This is a genomic window from Mesorhizobium sp. BHscii, from assembly GCF_053848065.1.
On record NZ_JBSPKW010000011.1, the window covers coordinates 153,520 to 171,419 of the forward strand.

The 17,900-nt window shown below is 63.4% G+C and carries 16 protein-coding genes; 10 read left to right on the top strand and 6 right to left on the bottom strand.

Annotated features, from left to right (window positions below; genetic code table 11):
• Position 1: 1 nt before the first annotated feature.
• From ACWTU7_RS17230 to lpdA, 3 genes are all read left to right on the top strand, one after another.
• Entirely contained in the window at positions 2–1,015 is a 1,014-nt protein-coding gene (locus ACWTU7_RS17230) for an alpha-ketoacid dehydrogenase subunit beta (protein WP_455839204.1), read from the top strand.
• Between the two features lie 20 nt (positions 1,016–1,035).
• Positions 1,036–2,424, top strand: coding sequence for a dihydrolipoamide acetyltransferase family protein (locus ACWTU7_RS17235; RefSeq protein WP_455839203.1), 1,389 nt, complete (start codon positions 1,036–1,038; stop codon positions 2,422–2,424).
• A 129-nt stretch (positions 2,425–2,553) separates the two neighbouring features.
• Positions 2,554–3,951: a dihydrolipoyl dehydrogenase gene (gene lpdA, locus ACWTU7_RS17240; protein ID WP_455839202.1), complete on the top strand. Its 1,398-nt coding sequence runs from the start codon at positions 2,554–2,556 to the stop codon at positions 3,949–3,951.
• A gap of 230 nt (positions 3,952–4,181) precedes the next feature.
• On the opposite strand, the gene ACWTU7_RS17245 is transcribed toward lpdA, so the two are convergent.
• Positions 4,182–5,285, bottom strand: a complete 1,104-nt coding sequence (locus tag ACWTU7_RS17245; RefSeq protein WP_455839201.1) for a saccharopine dehydrogenase C-terminal domain-containing protein — start codon at positions 5,283–5,285, stop codon at positions 4,182–4,184.
• 124 nt (positions 5,286–5,409) lie between these two features.
• Here ACWTU7_RS17245 and ACWTU7_RS17250 point away from each other — a divergent pair, with 124 nt between their 5' ends.
• Positions 5,410–5,838 carry an Lrp/AsnC family transcriptional regulator gene (locus tag ACWTU7_RS17250; RefSeq protein ID WP_455839200.1) on the top strand — a complete coding sequence of 143 codons (429 nt, stop codon included), beginning with the start codon at positions 5,410–5,412 and terminating at the stop codon, positions 5,836–5,838.
• A gap of 304 nt (positions 5,839–6,142) precedes the next feature.
• Here the strand turns inward: ACWTU7_RS17250 and ACWTU7_RS17255 are convergent, their stop codons facing one another.
• Together ACWTU7_RS17255 and ACWTU7_RS17260 are read right to left on the bottom strand one after the other, a co-directional pair.
• The gene (locus ACWTU7_RS17255; RefSeq protein WP_455839199.1) at positions 6,143–6,628 is read right to left on the bottom strand and encodes a hypothetical protein; all 486 of its coding nucleotides are present in this window, start codon (positions 6,626–6,628) and stop codon (positions 6,143–6,145) included.
• Between the two features lie 55 nt (positions 6,629–6,683).
• Positions 6,684–7,442 (bottom strand): SDR family NAD(P)-dependent oxidoreductase, encoded by a 759-nt coding sequence (locus tag ACWTU7_RS17260; protein WP_455839198.1) that lies wholly within the window; start codon positions 7,440–7,442, stop codon positions 6,684–6,686.
• 276 nt (positions 7,443–7,718) lie between these two features.
• Between ACWTU7_RS17260 and ACWTU7_RS17265 the strand changes: the two genes are divergently transcribed.
• On the top strand, positions 7,719–8,084 hold the full coding sequence (locus ACWTU7_RS17265; protein WP_455839197.1) for a RidA family protein: 366 nt from the start codon (positions 7,719–7,721) through the stop codon (positions 8,082–8,084).
• Positions 8,085–8,112: 28 nt separating this feature from the next.
• The gene (locus ACWTU7_RS17270) at positions 8,113–9,342 is read left to right on the top strand and encodes an amidohydrolase/deacetylase family metallohydrolase (RefSeq protein WP_455839196.1); all 1,230 of its coding nucleotides are present in this window, start codon (positions 8,113–8,115) and stop codon (positions 9,340–9,342) included.
• A 157-nt stretch (positions 9,343–9,499) separates the two neighbouring features.
• Here ACWTU7_RS17270 and ACWTU7_RS17275 read toward each other — a convergent pair whose 3' ends face one another.
• Both ACWTU7_RS17275 and ACWTU7_RS17280 read right to left on the bottom strand, forming a co-directional pair.
• The gene (locus ACWTU7_RS17275) at positions 9,500–11,290 is read right to left on the bottom strand and encodes an NAD(P)-binding domain-containing protein (protein ID WP_455839195.1); all 1,791 of its coding nucleotides are present in this window, start codon (positions 11,288–11,290) and stop codon (positions 9,500–9,502) included.
• A 177-nt stretch (positions 11,291–11,467) separates the two neighbouring features.
• Positions 11,468–12,427, bottom strand: a complete 960-nt coding sequence (locus tag ACWTU7_RS17280) for a MurR/RpiR family transcriptional regulator (protein ID WP_127314044.1) — start codon at positions 12,425–12,427, stop codon at positions 11,468–11,470.
• Between the two features lie 273 nt (positions 12,428–12,700).
• Here ACWTU7_RS17280 and ACWTU7_RS17285 point away from each other — a divergent pair, with 273 nt between their 5' ends.
• From ACWTU7_RS17285 to ACWTU7_RS17300, 4 genes are all read left to right on the top strand, one after another.
• Complete coding sequence (locus tag ACWTU7_RS17285) at positions 12,701–13,528, top strand: ABC transporter ATP-binding protein (protein ID WP_455839312.1); 828 nt, start codon at positions 12,701–12,703, stop codon at positions 13,526–13,528.
• Positions 13,525–14,385, top strand: a complete 861-nt coding sequence (locus ACWTU7_RS17290) for an ABC transporter permease (RefSeq protein ID WP_065006517.1) — start codon at positions 13,525–13,527, stop codon at positions 14,383–14,385. Before ACWTU7_RS17285 ends, ACWTU7_RS17290 begins: the two co-directional genes overlap by 4 nt.
• A 133-nt stretch (positions 14,386–14,518) precedes the next feature.
• Entirely contained in the window at positions 14,519–15,685 is a 1,167-nt protein-coding gene (locus ACWTU7_RS17295; RefSeq protein ID WP_287336201.1) for an ABC transporter substrate-binding protein, read from the top strand.
• A gap of 68 nt (positions 15,686–15,753) precedes the next feature.
• Positions 15,754–16,845, top strand: coding sequence for a Gfo/Idh/MocA family protein (locus ACWTU7_RS17300; RefSeq protein WP_455839194.1), 1,092 nt, complete (start codon positions 15,754–15,756; stop codon positions 16,843–16,845).
• 440 nt (positions 16,846–17,285) lie between these two features.
• On the opposite strand, the gene ACWTU7_RS17305 is transcribed toward ACWTU7_RS17300, so the two are convergent.
• Complete coding sequence (locus ACWTU7_RS17305) at positions 17,286–17,429, bottom strand: hypothetical protein (protein ID WP_455839193.1); 144 nt, start codon at positions 17,427–17,429, stop codon at positions 17,286–17,288.
• Between the last annotated feature and the right edge of the window lie 471 nt (positions 17,430–17,900).

A 17,900-nucleotide genomic window follows, 5' to 3' on the forward strand; every position in this document is an offset into this window, starting at 1 on the left:
CATGCCAAGACGGACAATGATCGAGGCGATCCGCGACGCCATGGACGTGTCGATGGCCCGCGACGAACGCGTCATCGTGTTCGGCGAGGATGTCGGCTTTTTCGGCGGCGTCTTCCGCTGCACGCAAGGGCTGCAGGCCAAATACGGCAAGAGCCGCTGCTTCGATGCGCCGATCAGCGAATCCGGCATCGTTGGCTCGGCCATCGGCATGGCCGCTTACGGCCTGAAACCTTGCGTCGAAGTGCAGTTTGCCGACTATGTCTATCCGGCCTATGACCAGATTGTCTCGGAAGCGGCGCGGCTGCGCTACCGGTCGAATGGCGACTTTACCTGTCCGATCGTGGTCAGGATGCCGACAGGCGGCGGCATTTTTGGCGGCCAGACCCACAGCCAGAGTCCGGAGGCGCTGTTCACCCATGTCTCTGGCCTGAAGGTCGTGGTGCCGTCCAATCCGCATGACGCCAAGGGTCTCTTGATTGCGGCGATCGAGGATCCCGACCCGGTGATCTTCCTGGAGCCGAAGCGGCTCTACAACGGTCCCTTCGACGGCCACCACGAGCGCCCGGTGACACCGTGGTCGAAGCATGAACTCGGCGAGGTCGCCGACGGCTACTACACGGTCCCGCTCGGCAAGGCGGTGATCCGCCAGCCGGGTGCCGCTGTCACCGTGCTCGCCTATGGCACCATGGTTTATGTCGCCGAGGCGGCGGCCGAGGAGACCGGCATCGACGCCGAGATCATCGATCTGAGGACGCTGCTGCCGCTCGATCTCGAGACGATCGTCGGCTCGGTGAAAAAGACGGGCCGCTGCGTGATCGTGCACGAGGCGACGCTGACATCCGGGTTCGGCGCCGAGCTGTCGGCCCTGGTGCAGGAGAACTGCTTCTACCATCTGGAAGCGCCGGTGGCGCGGGTCGCCGGCTGGGACACGCCCTATCCGCACGCGCAGGAGTGGGACTATTTTCCCGGTCCCGCTAGGCTCGGCCGCGCGCTCGTTGAAACGATGGAAGCCTAAAGGGGGGAGGCCTGACGACGATGGGCGAATATGTGATCAAGCTGCCCGATGTCGGCGAAGGCGTCGCCGAGGCCGAGCTGGTCGAATGGCAGGTCAAGGTCGGCGATCTCGTGCGCGAGGACGCGGTGTTGGCCGCCGTCATGACCGACAAGGCGACGGTCGAGATTCCCTCCCCCGTTGACGGCGAGATCGTCTGGCTCGGTGCGGAGATCGGCGACACGGTGGCGATCGGCTCTCCCATCGTCAGATTGAAGGTGGCCGGCGAAGGCAATGTGAAGGCCGCTGCAGAATCGTCGGGAGGTGAGGCGAAAGCCACCGAGGCTACCCCCACCCCGGGTCCCTTCCCACAAGGGGGAGGGGGACGAGCCTCGGCCGCCAAAGCCGATGCCAAATCGGTCGCGCGCCCGTCCGCAAAAATTTCCGCGCGTGAGGATGAACCGGCGACGGAATCCGCCTCCCCCTTGTGGGGAGGGGTTGGGGATACTGCGGTCGGTGGGGGTCTCGCGGCCGTCTCCGGCGCGCCACGCCTCGAAGGCGAAAAGCCGCTGGCGTCGCCGGCCATTCGGCTCAGGGCGAAAGAGGCCGGCATCGATCTGCGTCAGGTCACAGGAAGCGGCCCGGCCGGCCGTATCCAGCATGAGGACATCGAGGCGTTTCTGACGCGCGGGCCGCGGCTCGCGAAAATCTCCGGCCTCGCCCGTAACGAGACGATCGAGGACATAAAAATCATCGGGCTCAGGCGAAAAATCGCCGAGAAGATGACGCTGGCCAAGTCGCGCATTCCGCACATCACCTATGTCGAGGAGATCGATGTTACCGCACTCGAGGATTTGCGCGCCGCGCTCAACAAGGAGAAGCGCACCGGCGCGGAAAGGCCGAAGCTGACGCTGCTGCCGTTCCTGATGCGGGCGATGGTCAGGGCGATTGCCGACCAGCCCAACCTCAACGCGCTGTTCGACGACGAAGCCGGCATCATCCACCAGCATGGCGGCATACATATCGGCATTGCCGCGCAGACGCCTTCGGGGCTGGTGGTGCCGGTGGTCAAACACGCCGAGGCGCGCGACATCTGGGACTGCGCCGCCGAGCTCAACAGACTCGCCGAGGCGGCCAAATCAGGCACGGCGACGCGCGACGAGCTCTCGGGTTCGACCGTCACCATAACCTCGCTCGGCGCGATGGGCGGTGTCGCGACGACGCCGGTGATCAATCATCCGGAAGTGGCGATCCTCGGGGTCAACAAAATGATGGTGCGGCCGGTGTGGGACGGCACCCAGTTCATCCCACGCAAGATGATGAACCTATCCTCCAGCTTCGACCACCGGGTGATCGACGGCTGGGACGCCGCGGTGTTTATTCAACGGATCAAGGCGCTACTGGAGACCCCGGCGCTGATTTTTGTGGATTGAGGCTGTGGTGCAAGAAAAGAGAGCGGCAGCGATCCTTCTGTCCTACCGGACTGTCCGACAGGACAGAGGGGGTGCTGTCCCTCCGGCAGGAAAAATTTTGCACCGCTGCGACGCCTTGAGAGGAACCGCATGAAGGAAATCTCCTGCAAGCTGCTCGTTATCGGTGCTGGCCCCGGTGGCTATGTCTGTGCCATCCGCGCCGGCCAGCTTGGCATCGACACGGTTATCGTCGAGTTCGGCAAGCCGGGCGGCACTTGTCTCAATATCGGCTGCATTCCGTCCAAGGCGCTGATCCATGCGGCCGAGGAGTTCGAGAAAATCTCGCACATGGCCGGCGGCAAGAGCCCGCTCGGCATTTCAATCCCAACAGCATCCATTGATCTCGAAACGACCATCGCCTGGAAGGATAGTATTGTTAGCCGGCTTAATAGCGGCGTCGCCGGCCTGCTCAAGAAGGCCGGGGTCAAGACCGTGTACGGCTGGGCGAAATTCCGTGACGGCAAGACCGTCGAAGTCCAGACCGAGACCGGAATGCAGGTGGTCCGCGCCGAGACGGTGGTCATCGCGACCGGCTCGGCGTCGGTCGAGCTGCCGTCGCTGCCGTTCGGTGGACCGGTGATCTCGTCGACCGAAGCGCTGGGGCTGAGCGAAGTGCCGGAAAGGCTTGCCGTCGTCGGCGGCGGCTACATCGGGCTGGAGCTCGGCATCGCCTTCGCCAAGATGGGCGCCAAGGTGACCGTGGTCGAGGCTTTGCCGCGCGTACTGGCGCAATATGATGCCGAACTGACCCGGCCGGTGGTGAAGCGGCTCGCCGAGCGCGGTATCGAGGTGCTTGTGGGCGCCAAGGCCAAGGGGATGTCGACCAAGGGGGATGCGTTGCTGGTCGAGACGAAGGACGGCAAGAATGGCAAGATCGTTGCCGACAGGATTCTGGTCACCGTCGGGCGCAAGCCGGTGGTCGAAGACTGGGGGCTGGAGCAGATCGACCTCGACATGGCGGGGAAATTCATCCGCATCGACGACCAGTGCCGCACCTCGATGCGCGGCATCTTTGCCGTTGGCGACGTCACCGGCGAGCCGATGCTGGCGCACCGGGCGATGGCGCAAGGCGAAATGGTCGCCGAGATCGTCGCCGGCCACAAGCGCGGCTGGGACAAACGCTGCATTCCCGCTATCTGCTTCACCGATCCGGAGCTGGTCACCGCAGGCCTGTCGCCGGAGGAGGCAAAGGGGCTCGGCGGCGAAATCAAGGTCGGATTATTCCCCTTCGCCGCCAATGGCCGGGCGATGACGAAGATGGGTGAGGAGGGCTTTGTCCGGATCGTTGCCCGCGCGGACAACCATCTGGTGATCGGCATCCAGGCGGTTGGCCAGGGCGTGTCGGAACTGTCGACGGCGTTCGGCCTGGCGCTCGAAATGGGCGCGCGGCTGGAGGATATAGCCGGCACCATCCATGCCCACCCGACGCAAGGTGAGGGTCTTCAGGAAGCGGCGCTGAAGGCGCTCGGGCATGCGCTGCATATCTAGATGCAGGTGGCAGGGACGTTGATAAGGGCGGCCCCTATGCTTCGTCATCCCACGGAGTAGCGAACGCAAAGCGGAGCGAAGACCCTGGGATCCATGTCGTGAAGCGGCCGAAGAATGCGACGGAGCAGAATTCTGCACCGTGGATGCGCCCTTACATCATGGCATGGGGTCTGCGCCGCGTCGCTTCGCTCCTTGCTCAGCCCCAGGATGACGAAGGCGTCGCCGGGAACCTAACCCGCGAGCCGGCTAACCATCTCGTGTTGCGCATAGGCGTGGCCGAAGCGGTTGGCTAGGAAGGCGTCGAGCGCGATGTCTTCCTGCTTGATGAAGCCCTTCGCCGGCAAGGTGCCGTTGGCCAGCATGTCAAGTACCGCGCAAATGGCTGACGCGGTGGTGATCTGGATGGCGCTGCGGACCATGTCGCCGACGCGCTTGGCGTAGATCTTGTTGGCGTAGGTTTCCTGCAGCAGGCGGCCGTTCTTGCGGCCGCTGACGGTGACGAAGACGATGACCACGTCCTGCAGCGTCGCCGGCAGGGCGCTCTCGAAAATGTCCTTCAGCACGTCGCGGCGGTGGCGCAGGCCGAGATCGTTGAGCAGCGCCTTCATGATCGCGGCATGGCCGGGGTAGCGGATGGTGCGATAGTTCAGCGTGCGCACCTTGCCCTTCAGCGTTTCGGCCAGCGTGCCGAGCCCGCCCGAGGTGTTGAACGCCTCGTAGGTGACACCGTCGAGCGAGAATTCCTCGCGCTCCTCCAGCGGCGGCACCTCGATCAGTTCGCCTTCGACGATCGCCTCGCAAGGCTCGCAATATTCATTGATGACGCCGTCTGTGCTCCAGGTCAGATTGTAGTTCAGCGCATTCGACGGGTATTGCGGCAGCGCCCCGACCCGCATGCGCACGCTTTCCAGCGTGTCGAAGCGGCTGGCGAGATCGTTGGCGACGATCGAGATGAACCCCGGCGCCAGCCCGCACTGCGGAATGAAGGCGCTGTTGGCCGAGCGCGCCAGTTGCTTGACGCGCCTGGTGCTGACGACGTCCTCGGTCAGGTCGAGATAGTGAACGCTGGCGCTGGCTGCCGCTTCGGCGATGCGCGTGGTCAGGTGGAAGGGGGCGGCGCTGAGCACGGCGAATTTGCCGGCCAAAGCGGCTTCGAGCGTGCCTGATGCTTCGATGTCGAGTTCCAGCGTCTTGACCGTTTCGGGCGTTTCGGCCGCGCCGAGCTGTGCCGCCGAGCGGTCGACGAGGGTGACGTGATAGTCGCCGGTGGACGCCAGCATCTCGGCGATGGTCGAGCCGATTTTGCCGGCGCCGACAACGATGATTTTCTTCATAACAGTTCCCTCGCCTTACCTTTGATAAAGAAGATAGAATCGCAGCTTGCCCGTCGAAAGGAAGCGTGGAATTGTTCGAAACGAAGTGGCTTGCTGATCAATATGCCGATGAGGTTCGTCGAAAGTGCTTAGCAACGCCGAACAGGCCCTGCTCTCCCTGCTGCGGGTGAATGCGCGCGCCTCGACGGCCGAGCTGGCGCGGCGGCTCGGCGTGTCGCGGACAACCGTGCAAAGCCGGATCGAGCGACTGGAACAGCGCGGCATCATCACCGGCTATGGCGTCAGGCTTTCGCCCGACTACGAACAAGGACTGGTGCGGGCGCATGTTCTGCTCACCGTCACGCCCAAGCTTGCCGACAAGGTTGTGCGCAGCCTGCAGGCGCTACCGCCGGTGCGGACGCTTCATTCCGTAAGCGGCAATTTCGACATGATCGTCATCGTCGACGCGCCGTCAATCAGGGATCTCGACACGCTTCTCGACCAGATCGGAGCGATGGACGGGGTCGAGCGGACGTCATCCTCGATCATCCTGTCGACGCGGATCGACCGCTGAGCGGCTTGGCAGAGCATTGCCTCGCCCCGCCAAGGCGGAACAGAACCCTTGATTCCTGTTTCATTCCAAATGCTGCTGCTTGTGCAGAATCCTTCGAGACGTTGGCGGGACAGCGCCCCCCTCTGCCCTGCCGGGCATCTCCCGCTCAAGGGGGGAGATCAGATGTCACGCCGGCCTTCGCTAACTGTCAACGCTGTAAAGGTGAGCGATACGGCGAAACTGCCAATCTCCCCCCACGAGGGGGAGATGTCCGGCAGGACAGAGGGGGGCGCGAAGGATCGCCGGCTTTCGAGTTGGCCGGCCTCTAGCCTCCGAGCGGGTGCGGCATGTAGCCGACGAAGCCCGATATCTTCCAGCTTCCTTCCACTTTGGTGCAGAAATAGAGGGTTTGCCATTTCAGCTTCTCGGCGCTGCCGTCGGGTTTGGCGATCGAGCCGTTGAACTTCTTGTGCAGCACGGCGCGGTCGCCGTCGACGTCGATATCGCGCATGTTGGTGACGCGGAACAGCGCCTCGCGCAACGGCTCGGCGAATTTCGTCGCGGCGGTTTCCCTGGCCTGGCGCAGCCACTCGTCACGATAGCTGCGAAGCGTCGGGAACTGCAGCCGCCATGCATCCGCATCGCTGAGGAAATGGGCGTGCATGCCGAAGAAGCTCGAGGCCACGAAATCATCCTCGACCATCGCCCAGTCCTGGCCGAGGAAGGCGTCGATGTCGCGCCGCACCAGCATCTCCCAAAGCGCATGGCGGTTGGCGTCGCCGGGCGGAAACGGGTTCTTGTCGAAGATCACTTTTGCTCCCCTGTGTCATGATGTTTCGGTCGATTGACGACTCGGCTTGATCCGCTCAACCGCCGATCTGGTCCAGAAACGGCAGATTGCTGGCCATCAGGCCGGCGTCGACATTCAAGGTGGTGCCGGTAATGCCGCTGGCAAAGGGCGACGCCAGGAACGCCGCGGCGCGGGCGACCTCGACGGGCTCGACCAGCCTGCCGAGCGGATAGAGCTTGCCGACGGCTGCGAGGATCTCCGGCTTGTGCGCAAGGCGATGCTCCCAGGCTCCGGTGCGGATCGAGCCGGGAATGACGGCGTTGGCGCGGATGCCGTTGCGGCCTTCCTCGGTGGCGATGGCGCGCATCCAGGCATTGAGTGCTGCCTTGGCGGCGGCGTAGGCGGGATTGCCGAAATGGGCTTGTGCGTTGACCGACGAGATGAACACGAAGGCCGCGCCCTGCGGCTGGTTGCGCATGACGGGGAGCAATGCCTGCGACAGCAGGGCGGCGCTGCGAAAATTCAGATCCATCTCGTAATCGAGGGCGGCCGTCGAGACATCGGCGAGCGTTTCCGCCCGTGTCCAGCCGGCGTTGGAGATGACCGCCATTGGAGGCGCCCCTTCACCGATGCGCCTGGCAAATGCCGCCACGGCGTCGTCATCGAGCAGGTCGAAATGATGCGCCTCTTCTATGCCGGCGCCGGTCAGTTCGGTTCCTTCGCGATCGCAAGCGATCACCCTGGCCCCGCAGGCGGAGAGGACGGCGACCAGCGCGCTACCGACGCCGCCGGCCGCACCTGTCACGATCACGCTGCGACCACCGAAATCGATCATGCGGCTCCTCGCTTGTCCCCCATCCAATCCTCGCCTGCCGAATGTCTTGAGGCAACCACCTCCACGCAGGATGCTGATGCTCTTGTAATAAAGCAACATGAATTCCCAAAAATGTTGCTTTCCAACACGGCCTATATGAGAATCGCTTGGACAGGCGTAGACCTTCCGGCAGGAAACGGGCAAACCGGCGCGGCGAAAGAGCCGGAACCGCGCGGACCTGCGACGATTGCCGGAAGTACAGCTAAGCGCCGACGTTTTTGAACAGGAGACTTTTCCTTGCCCAAGCAGTGTTTTGGAACATCCCATGTGCCGCTGTCACCGGCGGTCCGGGCCGGCGATATGGTCTATGTCTCCGGCCAGGTTCCGGTCGGCAGCGACGGCGTGGTGGTCAAGGGCGGCATCGCCGAGCAGACCGAGCAGGTGCTTTCGAATGTCAAGGCGGCGCTGGCGCTGGCCGGCTGCACCATGGACGACGTGGTCAAGACGACGGTCTGGCTCGAGGACGCGCGCGATTTCGGCGCCTTCAACGCCGTCTATGCCAGGCATTTTCCAACAGATCCGCCGGCGCGCACCACCGTCGAGTCGCGCCTGATGATCGACATCAAGATCGAGGTCGAGGCCGTTGCCTACAGACCGGTTTGACGGGAATACGGAACGGAGCCGGACGCCAATGCAATTTGATCTCCTCCTGAAAGGCGGCCGCCTCATCGATCCGGCGTCCGGCCTCGACGCGCAGCGCGACGTGGCCATCGCCGACGGCCGCATCGCCGCGATCGATGCCGACATCCCCTTCGAGCGTGCCGCGCGCGTCGTCGATGCCACGGGCTCCATCATCGCGCCCGGCCTCATCGATTTGCACAGCCATGTCTATTGGGGCGGCACCTCGCTCGGCGTCGATGCCGACCGCCTCGCCGCAAAAAGCGGCACCACCACGTTCATCGACGCGGGAAGTGCCGGTGCCGGCAACTTCCTCGGCTTTCGCCGCCACGTCATCGAGCGGTCGAAGGTGCGCATCTTGGCCTATGTCAACATTTCCTTTGCCGGCATCTTCGGCTTCTCGCAGACCGTTTCGGTTGGCGAGTGCAGCGACCTCAGGCTCTGCGAACCGCGCGAGACGGTGGCGGCGGTGCGCGAGCATGCAGACGTGGTCGTCGGCGTGAAAGTCCGCTCGGGTCGCCATGCCGGCGGCACCAGCGGCATCGCCCCGGTCGATCTGGCGCTCGAGGCCGCCGACCAGGCCGGCCTGCCGCTGATGGCGCATATCGACGAGCCGCCGCCTGGCCGCTCGGAAGTGCTGCCGCGGCTACGCAAGGGCGACATCCTCACCCACTGCTTCCGGCCGTTTCCCAACGCGCCGGTCTTCGCATCGGGCGCGGTGCGGCCCGACATGCGGCTGGCGCGCGAGCGCGGCGTCATCTTCGATATCGGCCACGGCATGGGATCGTTCGACTTCGCGGTCGCCAAGGCGATGCTCGGCGAAGGGCTGGCACCTGATGTGATCAGCAGCGACGTGCATCTCTATTGCGTCGACGGTCCGGCCTTCGACATTCTGGTCTGCATGTCGAAATTGCTGGCGCTCGGCATGCCGCTGGTCGAGGTGCTGCGCGCCGCGACGCAGCGGCCGGCCGAGGCGATCGCAAGACCCGAGCTCGGCACGCTGGCGGTCGGTGCCATTGGCGACGTCGCAGTGCTGCGGCTGCGTCCGGGGCGCTTCACCTTTGTCGACGCCGTCGGCGCGTCGCTGGTCGCCGAGCAGAGGCTGGTCTCGGACGGCATCGTGATTGGCGGCACCTGGTGGCCGAACGAGGCCGTGGACGATCTGAGCGATATCGAGCGCTTCGAAGCACATGCCGACGACACGCATGTCGATGTCGTGGCCAGGCATTTCGGGCATGGGTGATCTCCCCCCTTGAGGGGGAGATGTCGCCGAAGGCGACAGAGGGGGTCGGTCCGACCGGGCTCGCCTTCCTGCAACGGATAGAGGTTGGCGCTCGACGCGCGGCGACCCCCTCTAGCCTGCCGGCCATCTCCCCCCTCGAGGGGGGAGATTTCCCACTTCACCGCCTAGCGTTACTCGGCGCCCCGTAAACCGGCGTCGCAATGCCTTCCATGCGCGCCTTGATCTGCAGCGCCACATATTTCGAATAGAAACGCGACAGCGCCAAATTGCCGCCGTGGAACCATAGCGCTTCCTGCGCCGTCGGCTTCCACAAGTTGCGCAATTCGCCTTGCCATGGTCCGGGGTCGCCTTTCACGCCCGAGCCAATTCCCCAGCACGGGCCGACCTTGTCGGCGACCTGGCGCGAGACGATCGCCGCCACGGTTTCGTTCATCGACTGATAGCCGGTGCAGGAGATGATGATTTCGGTCGCCAGCTCGGTGCCGTCGTCGAAGAGGATCCCGGTCGGCGTCAGCGACTTGATCTCGACGCCGCTGCGGATGCCGATCTTACCGTCGATGATCAGATCCGAGGCGCCAACGTCAATATAATAGCCCGAGCCGGTGCGGTAGGCCTTCATCAGCAGCCCGGTCTCGTCGTCGCCGAAATCGATGGCGAAGCCGGCGCCGCGCAAGCGGTCGTAAAACGCCGCATCGCGTGCCTTGATGATGTCGTAGAGCGCCCGCTGGCTTTGCGGCAGCAGCGCGAACGGCGTCGAGGCGACGATCATGTCGGCCTTCTCGGTGGTGATGCCGCGGGCCAGCGCCTTCTCCGAAAAGATCTCGAAGCCGACCTCCATCAGCGTATCTGATTTGACCACCGTCGTCGGCGAGCGCTGGATCATGGTCACCTCAGCGCCGCTCTCCCAGAGGTCGACACTGACATCGTGTCCCGAACTCGCCGCGCCGATGACCGCGACGCGTCTGCCGCGGAATTTCTCGCCGCTGGAATACTGGCTGGAGTGCAGGACCTCGCCCTGGAAAACATCGGCACCGGGCAGGTCGATCCGCCTGGGCGGGCCATAGGCGCCCGTTGCAAAGACAATGTGCCTCGGCTTCAGCGTGACGCGCTGGCCGGCGCGATCGACCTCGACCGTCCAGACCTTTTCGGCTTCGTCATAGGACGCGCTGATGCACCTTGTGGAGGTCCAGTAATTGAGCTCCATGACGCGCGTATACATTTCCAGCCAGTCGCCCATCTTGTCCTTGGGCGTGAACACCGGCCAGTTTTCCGGAAACGGGATGTAGGGCAAATGGTCGTACCAGACCGGGTCGTGCAGCACGAGCGAGCGATAGCGGTTGCGCCAGGAATCGCCGGCCCGCGCATTCTTCTCGATGATGATGGCCGGCACGCCGAGCTGCCTGAGCCGTGCCCCCAGCATGATGCCGCCCTGGCCGCCGCCGATGACCAGACAGTAGGGCTGCTCAATGGCGCCGAGATCACGCGCCTCGCGCGCTCTCGCCTCCGACCAAGTCTCGCGGTCCGGGTCGGCCTTGTGGCGTACACCCAAAGGCCGCGCCGGCCCTTTGCGCTCCTCAAAGCCCTTGAGATCGCTCATCGCCGTGAACAGCGTTCGGCATCGGCCGTCCTGCACGCGCATGATGCCTTGGCCCCACGCCGATGATGTCTCGAAGGTGAACCAGGCCTCGACGATGCCTTCGTCCGAGCTCGCCTCGCCATTGAGCTGCCAGGCGGTCGGCCTTGCCGTCGCCAGTGTGGCTTCCAGCATGTCGCGGATCGCCGCGCGACCTTCCATCGTCTTAATGTTCCAGGTGAAGGTCAGCAGATCGCGCCAGTAGCAGTCTTCGACGAACAGATTGACCGCGGCCGCTGCGTCGCCCGTTTCGAGCACTCGGGAGAGGGAGGAAAGCCAGGTGGCCGCCTGTTTCGATGGTGCCATGTCGAGCATTTGTTTTTTCTCTCCTTCAATCGTCCCAATTGTCAAAGTCGGCGCCGCCCCTCATCCGCCTGCCGGCACCTTCTCCCCGTATAGGGACGGGGAGAAGGGGATGGCCGCAACGCTGGCGATCCCCTTTCCCCGTTCTGTGCGGGGAGGGGGTAAGCGCAAACGTCCATACACCAGGCCTCAATCCCCCAGCGGTTCCATCTCCTTGCCCGTCCTATGGATCTGGGCGTTGTATTTGATGCGGCGGACCGTTTCGCGGGCCGAGCCGTCGAGCTTGTAGGCGGCCGCCACGGCCATCAGGTCGATCGCGGCGAGGAAAGCAAAACGCGAGGCGGTCGGCTTCAGCGTGTCGGGATATTCGGGAACCGCAACCGTCAGCCTGACGTCGCAGGCGCGGGCAAGGTCGGTGTCGGGCGCGGTCACGCCGATCGCGTTGGCGCGGTAATGCTTGGCGAGCTCGACGGCCTCGATCACCTCGCGCGTGCGTCCGGTCGCCGAGATGGCGATCACCAGATCGCTGGGCTTCAAGGTCGAGGCGGTCATCCGCATCAGGTACGGATCGCATTGGGCGCTGACGGTGATGCCGTAGCGGAACAGCCGGTACTGGGTTTCCTGCGCCAGAGCCGACGAGCTGCCGCCAAGGCCGAAGACCGTGACCTGGCGCGCCTTAGCGATGAGCTCGGCGGCCTTCACCAGCTGCGCCGGATCAAGCTGCCGTTCGGCCTCCTGCAACGCCCGGCGGGCCTCGCCGAACACCGCATTCCAGAACGGCATGCCATTGTCGCTGCTGGTGGGCGGCGGCTTGCTCAGATAGAGCGCGCCGACGACGAGGCTTTGCGCCAGCTTCAGCTTGAAGTCGCGCACGCCCTCGCAGCCGATGGCGCGGCAGAACCGGGTCACCGTGGGTTCGCTGACCTGGGCGCGCTGGGCGAGCACGGCATTGGAGGCGTCGACCGCGAACCTGACGTCGTCGAGCACGACATCGGCGACGCGCCGCTCAGCCGGGCGCAATTCACCGTAAGAGTCCTTGACCAGCGAAATGATGTCGGGGATGCGCCTGACATGATCGCGCCCATCTGGATCGCGCCCATCCGGGTCGCCGTCCGAGGTCGGCCGCCCCTGGCCGTCAGCTTCGGTCATGAGTCATCCCTGCCGTTCGTGGAAGTCGACCTGTACCATGTTTGCGCACCGCTTGCCTGCTTCGCCTCACGCGGTCGGTGTCCCGAAGTATGTAGGAAAGCAACAAGCTTTTCAAGAAATAGAAAAGGCAATCCAAACAATGATGTAACCGTGGTACAAACGATCTCTCTGACTAGAGCAGCGGTCGCCGCTTGACAGTAAAGTAGGATAGTTACAGACTGATTTTTGCGAACGGATGACCCAATGGATCATCGCGCAACCTGCGAGGGGCGCATGAACGCGGGCAGTGCAAAAACCCCGAAGCTTGGCGTGCAGGCCGCGACCAAGATCTATCATATGGCTTCCGGCGACCTTCTGGCGCTGGATCGCTGCAGCCTCGACGTTCACGCCAATGAGATCGTCTCGATCGTCGGCCCCTCCGGCTGCGGCAAGACCACGCTTTTGTGGTCGATGTCCGGCCTGCATCGCCTGTCCAGCGGGACAATCCGGCTCGACGGCAGAGAGATCACCGGGCCGCATCCGGATATCGGCATCGTCTTCCAGGAGGCAAATCTGCTGCCCTGGCGCAGTCTTGACGCCAACATCCATTTTCCCTTCGAGATCAAGGGCGAGAAGCCGGATCGCGCCTGGATCGCCCATCTCGTCAATCGTGTTGGGCTCGACGGCTTCGGCGGCAAGTTTCCGCGCGAGCTCTCGGGCGGCATGCAGCAGCGAGCGGCGATCGTGCGGGCGCTGGCGCTGAAGCCCTCGGTGCTTTTGATGGACGAGCCGTTCGGTGCACTCGACAGTTTCACCCGCGAGGAGATGAACCGTCTCGTCGAGGAGATCTGGCTCGACACCAAAACCACCATCGTCTTCATCACCCACAGCATCGAGGAGGCGATCTTCCTGTCCGACAGGGTGGTGGTGCTGAGCGCGCGGCCGGGGCGCGTCGCCCAGGAATATCGCGTGCCGTTTGCACGCCCGCGCTCGCTGGAGATCATGGCGACAAAAGAAGTCTTCGACCTCACCAACACGATCAAGATGGACATCGTCGGCGAACGCGTACGACCGAAGGCGCGGGAGCGCGGCACCGCAGAAATTGTGAGGATCAGGCCGTGAGCGGAGGCGACGCCATACCGGAATTCTCCAAAACCAAGGCAGGCGCCAAGGCCGGCGAAGGTCACGACGTCAGCCTGACCAATCTTTCGGCGTTTGCCAGCGGCCCCGGCATCAGGTCGGGCGCCGAGGTCGCTGCCATCATCGCTGTCGCGGTGGTCATCATCGGCGGCATCGAGCTGGCGCTGCGGCTGTTCAATGTGCCGCACTACATCATGCCGGGGCCAAGCGCGATCGCCTACGCGCTGTACGACGAGTTCCCGCTGATCGCGCCGCATCTCGGCTACACGCTGGTCGAGCTGGTCTCCGGCTTCTCGATCGGCGCCATTATCGGCCTGGTGATGGCCGCGGTGATCACTCAATTCCCGTTCGCCGAAAAGATCGTTGCGCCCTACATCCTGATCCTGGTCACCACGCCGATGCTGGCGCTGGTGCCGCTTCTTATCCTGCGCTTCGGCTTCGGTTACACGCCGCGCATCATCGCGGTCGCGCTTGCCGCCGGGCCGATGGTGATGATCAATGCGGCGACGGGCTTTCGCCGCGTCGACAGCGCCAAGATCGCGCTGGCGCGTTCCTATGGCGCCAGCACCTTGCAGATATTCTGGAAGATCCGCGCGCCGATGGCGCTGCCGATGATCCTTGTTGGCCTGATGATCGGCGCGATCTTCGGGCTGCTGACCGCGGTCGGCGCCGAGATGGTCGGCGGCGGCTTCGGCCTCGGCAACCGGCTGACCACCTATTCGTCGATGATCCAGATGCCGCAATTCTTCGCGGTGGTTCTGATCCTCTCGACCCTCGGCATCCTGATCTACGTGCTGTTCTTTCTGATCGGCAAGAAGTGGGCGAGCTGGGAGGCGTAGTGCATGTCGCCCAAAAGTGCGCAGCAATTTTGGAATAAGGACATGCATAAAACGAGGACTTAGCGCGCGGGGCAATGATGGCGCCTGGGAGGCGGGCGAGAGAAACTACCGGCCAACAAAAAGGGGAAATGCCATGACCAAGGAAAGTCACATCGGTTTCAAGGCGGGGATCAGCCGCCGCTATTTTCTGCAAGTCACCGGAGCAGGCGTGGTGACCGCCACCGCGCTCGGCGCCTCGGCGTTCAGGGCACAAGCCGAGCCATACGGCAAGTTCACCTGGATTTCGCCGCGCGGCACGCTCGAAGTGCTCGACGACTATCCCTATTGGGCGGCCAAGAAGGCAGGCTATTTCGGCGACCTCGACACCGACATGCAGCCGGGCCCGTCGGACGGCACCGCGACGGTGAAGTTCGTCGATGTCGGCCAGGCTGACATGGGCTTTCCCTCGCCCGGCGTCTTCTCCTTCGCCATCCAGAACGGCATGAAGCTCAAATCCGTGTTTCACATGGGGGCGCGCGACACGTTCAGCTTCGCCTTCCGCAAGGGCGAGGGAACGAACGACCTGAAGACGCTCGAGGGCAAGACTATCCTGCTCGGCTCCGCCGCATGGCAGTCGATCACCGATCCGCTGCTGGCCTCGCAAGGCGTCGACATCAAGAAAGTTCGATATGTCGAGGCCGGCTGGCCGACCTGGGGCACCGCACTGGCCGGCGGCCAAGGCGATGCGGCGCTGTCGTGGGAAGGTCTGCGGGCCGAATGGATCGCCAAGAACCTCGACTTCGAATACTGGCTCGGCGTGCAGAACTCGAAGCTGCCGGCGAACACTTTCGTCGTGCGGTCGGCCGATCTCGATGATCCCGACCGCAAGGCGTTCCTGGAGAAATACCTGCGCGGCTGGGCGATGGGCCTGGAATTCGGCTACCAGAATCCGCGCGCGGCCGTCGAAGCGGTGTTCGAGCAGTTCCCGACGCTGGCCAAGAATCTCGGGCCTGAGCTGGGCACCACCTCGATCCTGCAGCAGATCAACGTCTTCCGTGGCGACATGGATAAGCGCGAAGGCTGGGGTTCGCACGACATGGCGAGCTGGCAGGGCTTCTTCGACCAGATCCACAAGATCGGCCAGATCACCAACCCGGTGAAGGCCGAGGACGTCTGCACCAACGAACTGATCGGCCCGGCCAATGATTTCGACAAGGCCAAGGTCAAGGCCGATGCCGACGGCACCAAGCTGTCGGAGGGCTTTGCTGCGCTCGACGTCGAGAAGATCAAGGCGCATCTGTTCGACTCAGCGGTCAAGTAGGGCACTTCGTGACGATATGGGCGGCGACTGGGTCGCCGCCCAAACTAAATCAAAAAAGGGAGGTGGCTTTGACCGAGAAGGTGAAAGTGCTGGTGATTGGTCTCGGCAATATGGGCGCGTCGCATGCCAGCGCCTATCACAGGCTCGACGGTTTTGAGATCGTCGGCATCATGAGCCGCACGATCAAGAGCAACACAAAGATCCCGGCGGAATTAGCCGGCTATCCGCTCTACGAGGATTTCGACCATGCGCTGAACGAGACCAGGCCGGATGCCGTTTCCATCAACAGCTGGCCCAACACGCATGCCGAATATGCGCTGAAGGCGATTGCCGCGGGCTGCCACGTGTTCATGGAAAAGCCGCTCGCCACCGATATCGAAGACGCCGAAAAGGTCGTCGCTGCGGCCCGCGCCAAGAACCGCAAACTGGTGCTCGGTTATATCCTGCGCGTCCACCCGTCATGGATCAAGTTCATTGAGGTCGGCAAGACGCTCGGCAAGCCGCTGGTCATGCGCCTCAACCTCAACCAGCAGAGCAGCGGCAGCGCCTGGCACTGGCACAAGAACCTGATCGATTCGCTGATCCCGATTGTCGATTGCGGCGTGCACTATGTCGATGTGATGTGCCAGCTGACCGGCGCCAAACCGGTCCGCGTTCACGGTATCGGCGCGAAATTGTGGGCCGATGCCGCCAAGCAGAATTATGGCCATCTGCACGTCACCTTCGATGACGGTTCGGTCGGCTGGTATGAGGCGGGCTGGGGGCCGATGATGAGCGAGACGGCCTATTTTGTGAAGGACGTGATCGGCCCGAAGGGCGCGGTCTCGATCGTCGCCGGCCAGACGGCAAGCAGTGCAGCTGAACTCTCCGAGGTGTCGAACTCAGCCGATATCGACCGACACACCAAGACCGACGCGCTCAAGATCCACTATGCCGAGGTCGACGGCGACAAGAATTTCAAGAAGCCCGACGAGATCGTCAGCATGGAGGACGAGCCCGGTCACCAGGAGCTTTGCGACCGCGAGCAGGCATTCTTCCTGCGCGCCATCCGCGAGGATCTTGATCTGACCGAGCAAATGGATGCCGCGGTCAACAGCTTGCGCATCGTGCTTGCCGCCGAGCAGAGCATCGCGGAACGGCGGACCGTCGAGTTGGGGTAAGGTGATCCGGCTGCGGGCTCGAAGAAGAGATGCCAGCAAGGGCAGTCGCCTCAGACGAATGAGCGACCCCGTGTTGAGCGTTTAAGGGCCGATCCTGGCGCCGCCCCTCATCGCCCTGCCGGGCACTTCTCCCCGTATAGTGACGGGGAGAAGAACGCCTTCGATAAGGATTTCGCCAATCTCTGGCGTTGCAGAGAGGAAACGGCCACGGTTAGTGGCCAATTGAGCGCCCACGCAAAAAACGCACCACCGGCCCGAAGCCGGTGGTGCTCTCTGGACAGTCTGTAGGGGCAGGACCGTTCCAGGGATCCCTTAGGATCGGACTCAAATGTCGGCTTTTCCTTGACCTATGGCATCGGCCGAACAGATGAAGGAGCCTGCCAACTGGCTAAGAATCTCGACAGTGCGATGCGCCGCCGAGCAGCGCATGATTTGCAATATTATTCGGCCGCGTCAGGAATTTCGCCGGAGGTGTCGTCGGAAGTCTCTGCCGGATCGGCCTTTCTTGCCAGGAACTTGTCCAAGGCTGCCTGCAAGGACAGGGTGGCCTGCGGTGAGGCCGGCGTCGTAGAAACGACAGCCATCGCATGGGCAATTCCCCGAGTGGACTTGTCCTTGGCCGCCGCAGACGTTGCGGCTCCGTGTCCCTGCGATCCAGCTCCAGCCGAATTTCCGCCATTGCCGTTGCTTGCGCCGTTACCCTTCCCGCCGCCATTACCGCCGGGTCCGGCGAGGACTGGAGACGCGACAAGGGCGAGAGCGGCGACCGTTGCGAACAGACTGGTTCGAGTTTTCATAATTCCTCCTTCGAGCCGCCCTCCCGCCGGGAAAGAATATGAGGTCTCTCTAATATGAAAGGTCCACTATCGGCCAGTTTGATTTAAATCCACCTGTCCGCAAGGGACCTTGGTCCGAAATTGAAAGGCAAAGGTCCTAGACTCCACTTGGGACGTATTTGGCGCGGCGAACAAAGCGCCTGCTGGCCACGGGCAGCTGGCGAAGCGACAAGCTCGCTCCGTCTGCTGGGTGATGCCGTGCTGCCGCCAAAAACGAAA

Bases quoted from the DNA above. Each gene is read 5' to 3' on its own strand.
- ACWTU7_RS17230 (WP_455839204.1), top strand. From the start codon at position 2: ATGCCAAGACGGACAATGATCGAGGCGATCCGCGACGCCATGGACGTG.
- ACWTU7_RS17235 (WP_455839203.1), top strand. From the start codon at position 1,036: ATGGGCGAATATGTGATCAAGCTGCCCGATGTCGGCGAAGGCGTCGCC.
- lpdA (WP_455839202.1), top strand. From the start codon at position 2,554: ATGAAGGAAATCTCCTGCAAGCTGCTCGTTATCGGTGCTGGCCCCGGT.
- ACWTU7_RS17245 (WP_455839201.1), bottom strand. From the start codon at position 5,285: ATGAAGAAAATCATCGTTGTCGGCGCCGGCAAAATCGGCTCGACCATC.
- ACWTU7_RS17260 (WP_455839198.1), bottom strand. From the start codon at position 7,442: ATGATCGATTTCGGTGGTCGCAGCGTGATCGTGACAGGTGCGGCCGGC.
- ACWTU7_RS17270 (WP_455839196.1), top strand. From the start codon at position 8,113: ATGCAATTTGATCTCCTCCTGAAAGGCGGCCGCCTCATCGATCCGGCG.
- ACWTU7_RS17275 (WP_455839195.1), bottom strand. From the start codon at position 11,290: ATGCTCGACATGGCACCATCGAAACAGGCGGCCACCTGGCTTTCCTCC.
- ACWTU7_RS17280 (WP_127314044.1), bottom strand. From the start codon at position 12,427: ATGACCGAAGCTGACGGCCAGGGGCGGCCGACCTCGGACGGCGACCCG.
- ACWTU7_RS17285 (WP_455839312.1), top strand. From the start codon at position 12,701: ATGAACGCGGGCAGTGCAAAAACCCCGAAGCTTGGCGTGCAGGCCGCG.
- ACWTU7_RS17295 (WP_287336201.1), top strand. From the start codon at position 14,519: ATGACCAAGGAAAGTCACATCGGTTTCAAGGCGGGGATCAGCCGCCGC.
- ACWTU7_RS17305 (WP_455839193.1), bottom strand. From the start codon at position 17,429: ATGGCTGTCGTTTCTACGACGCCGGCCTCACCGCAGGCCACCCTGTCC.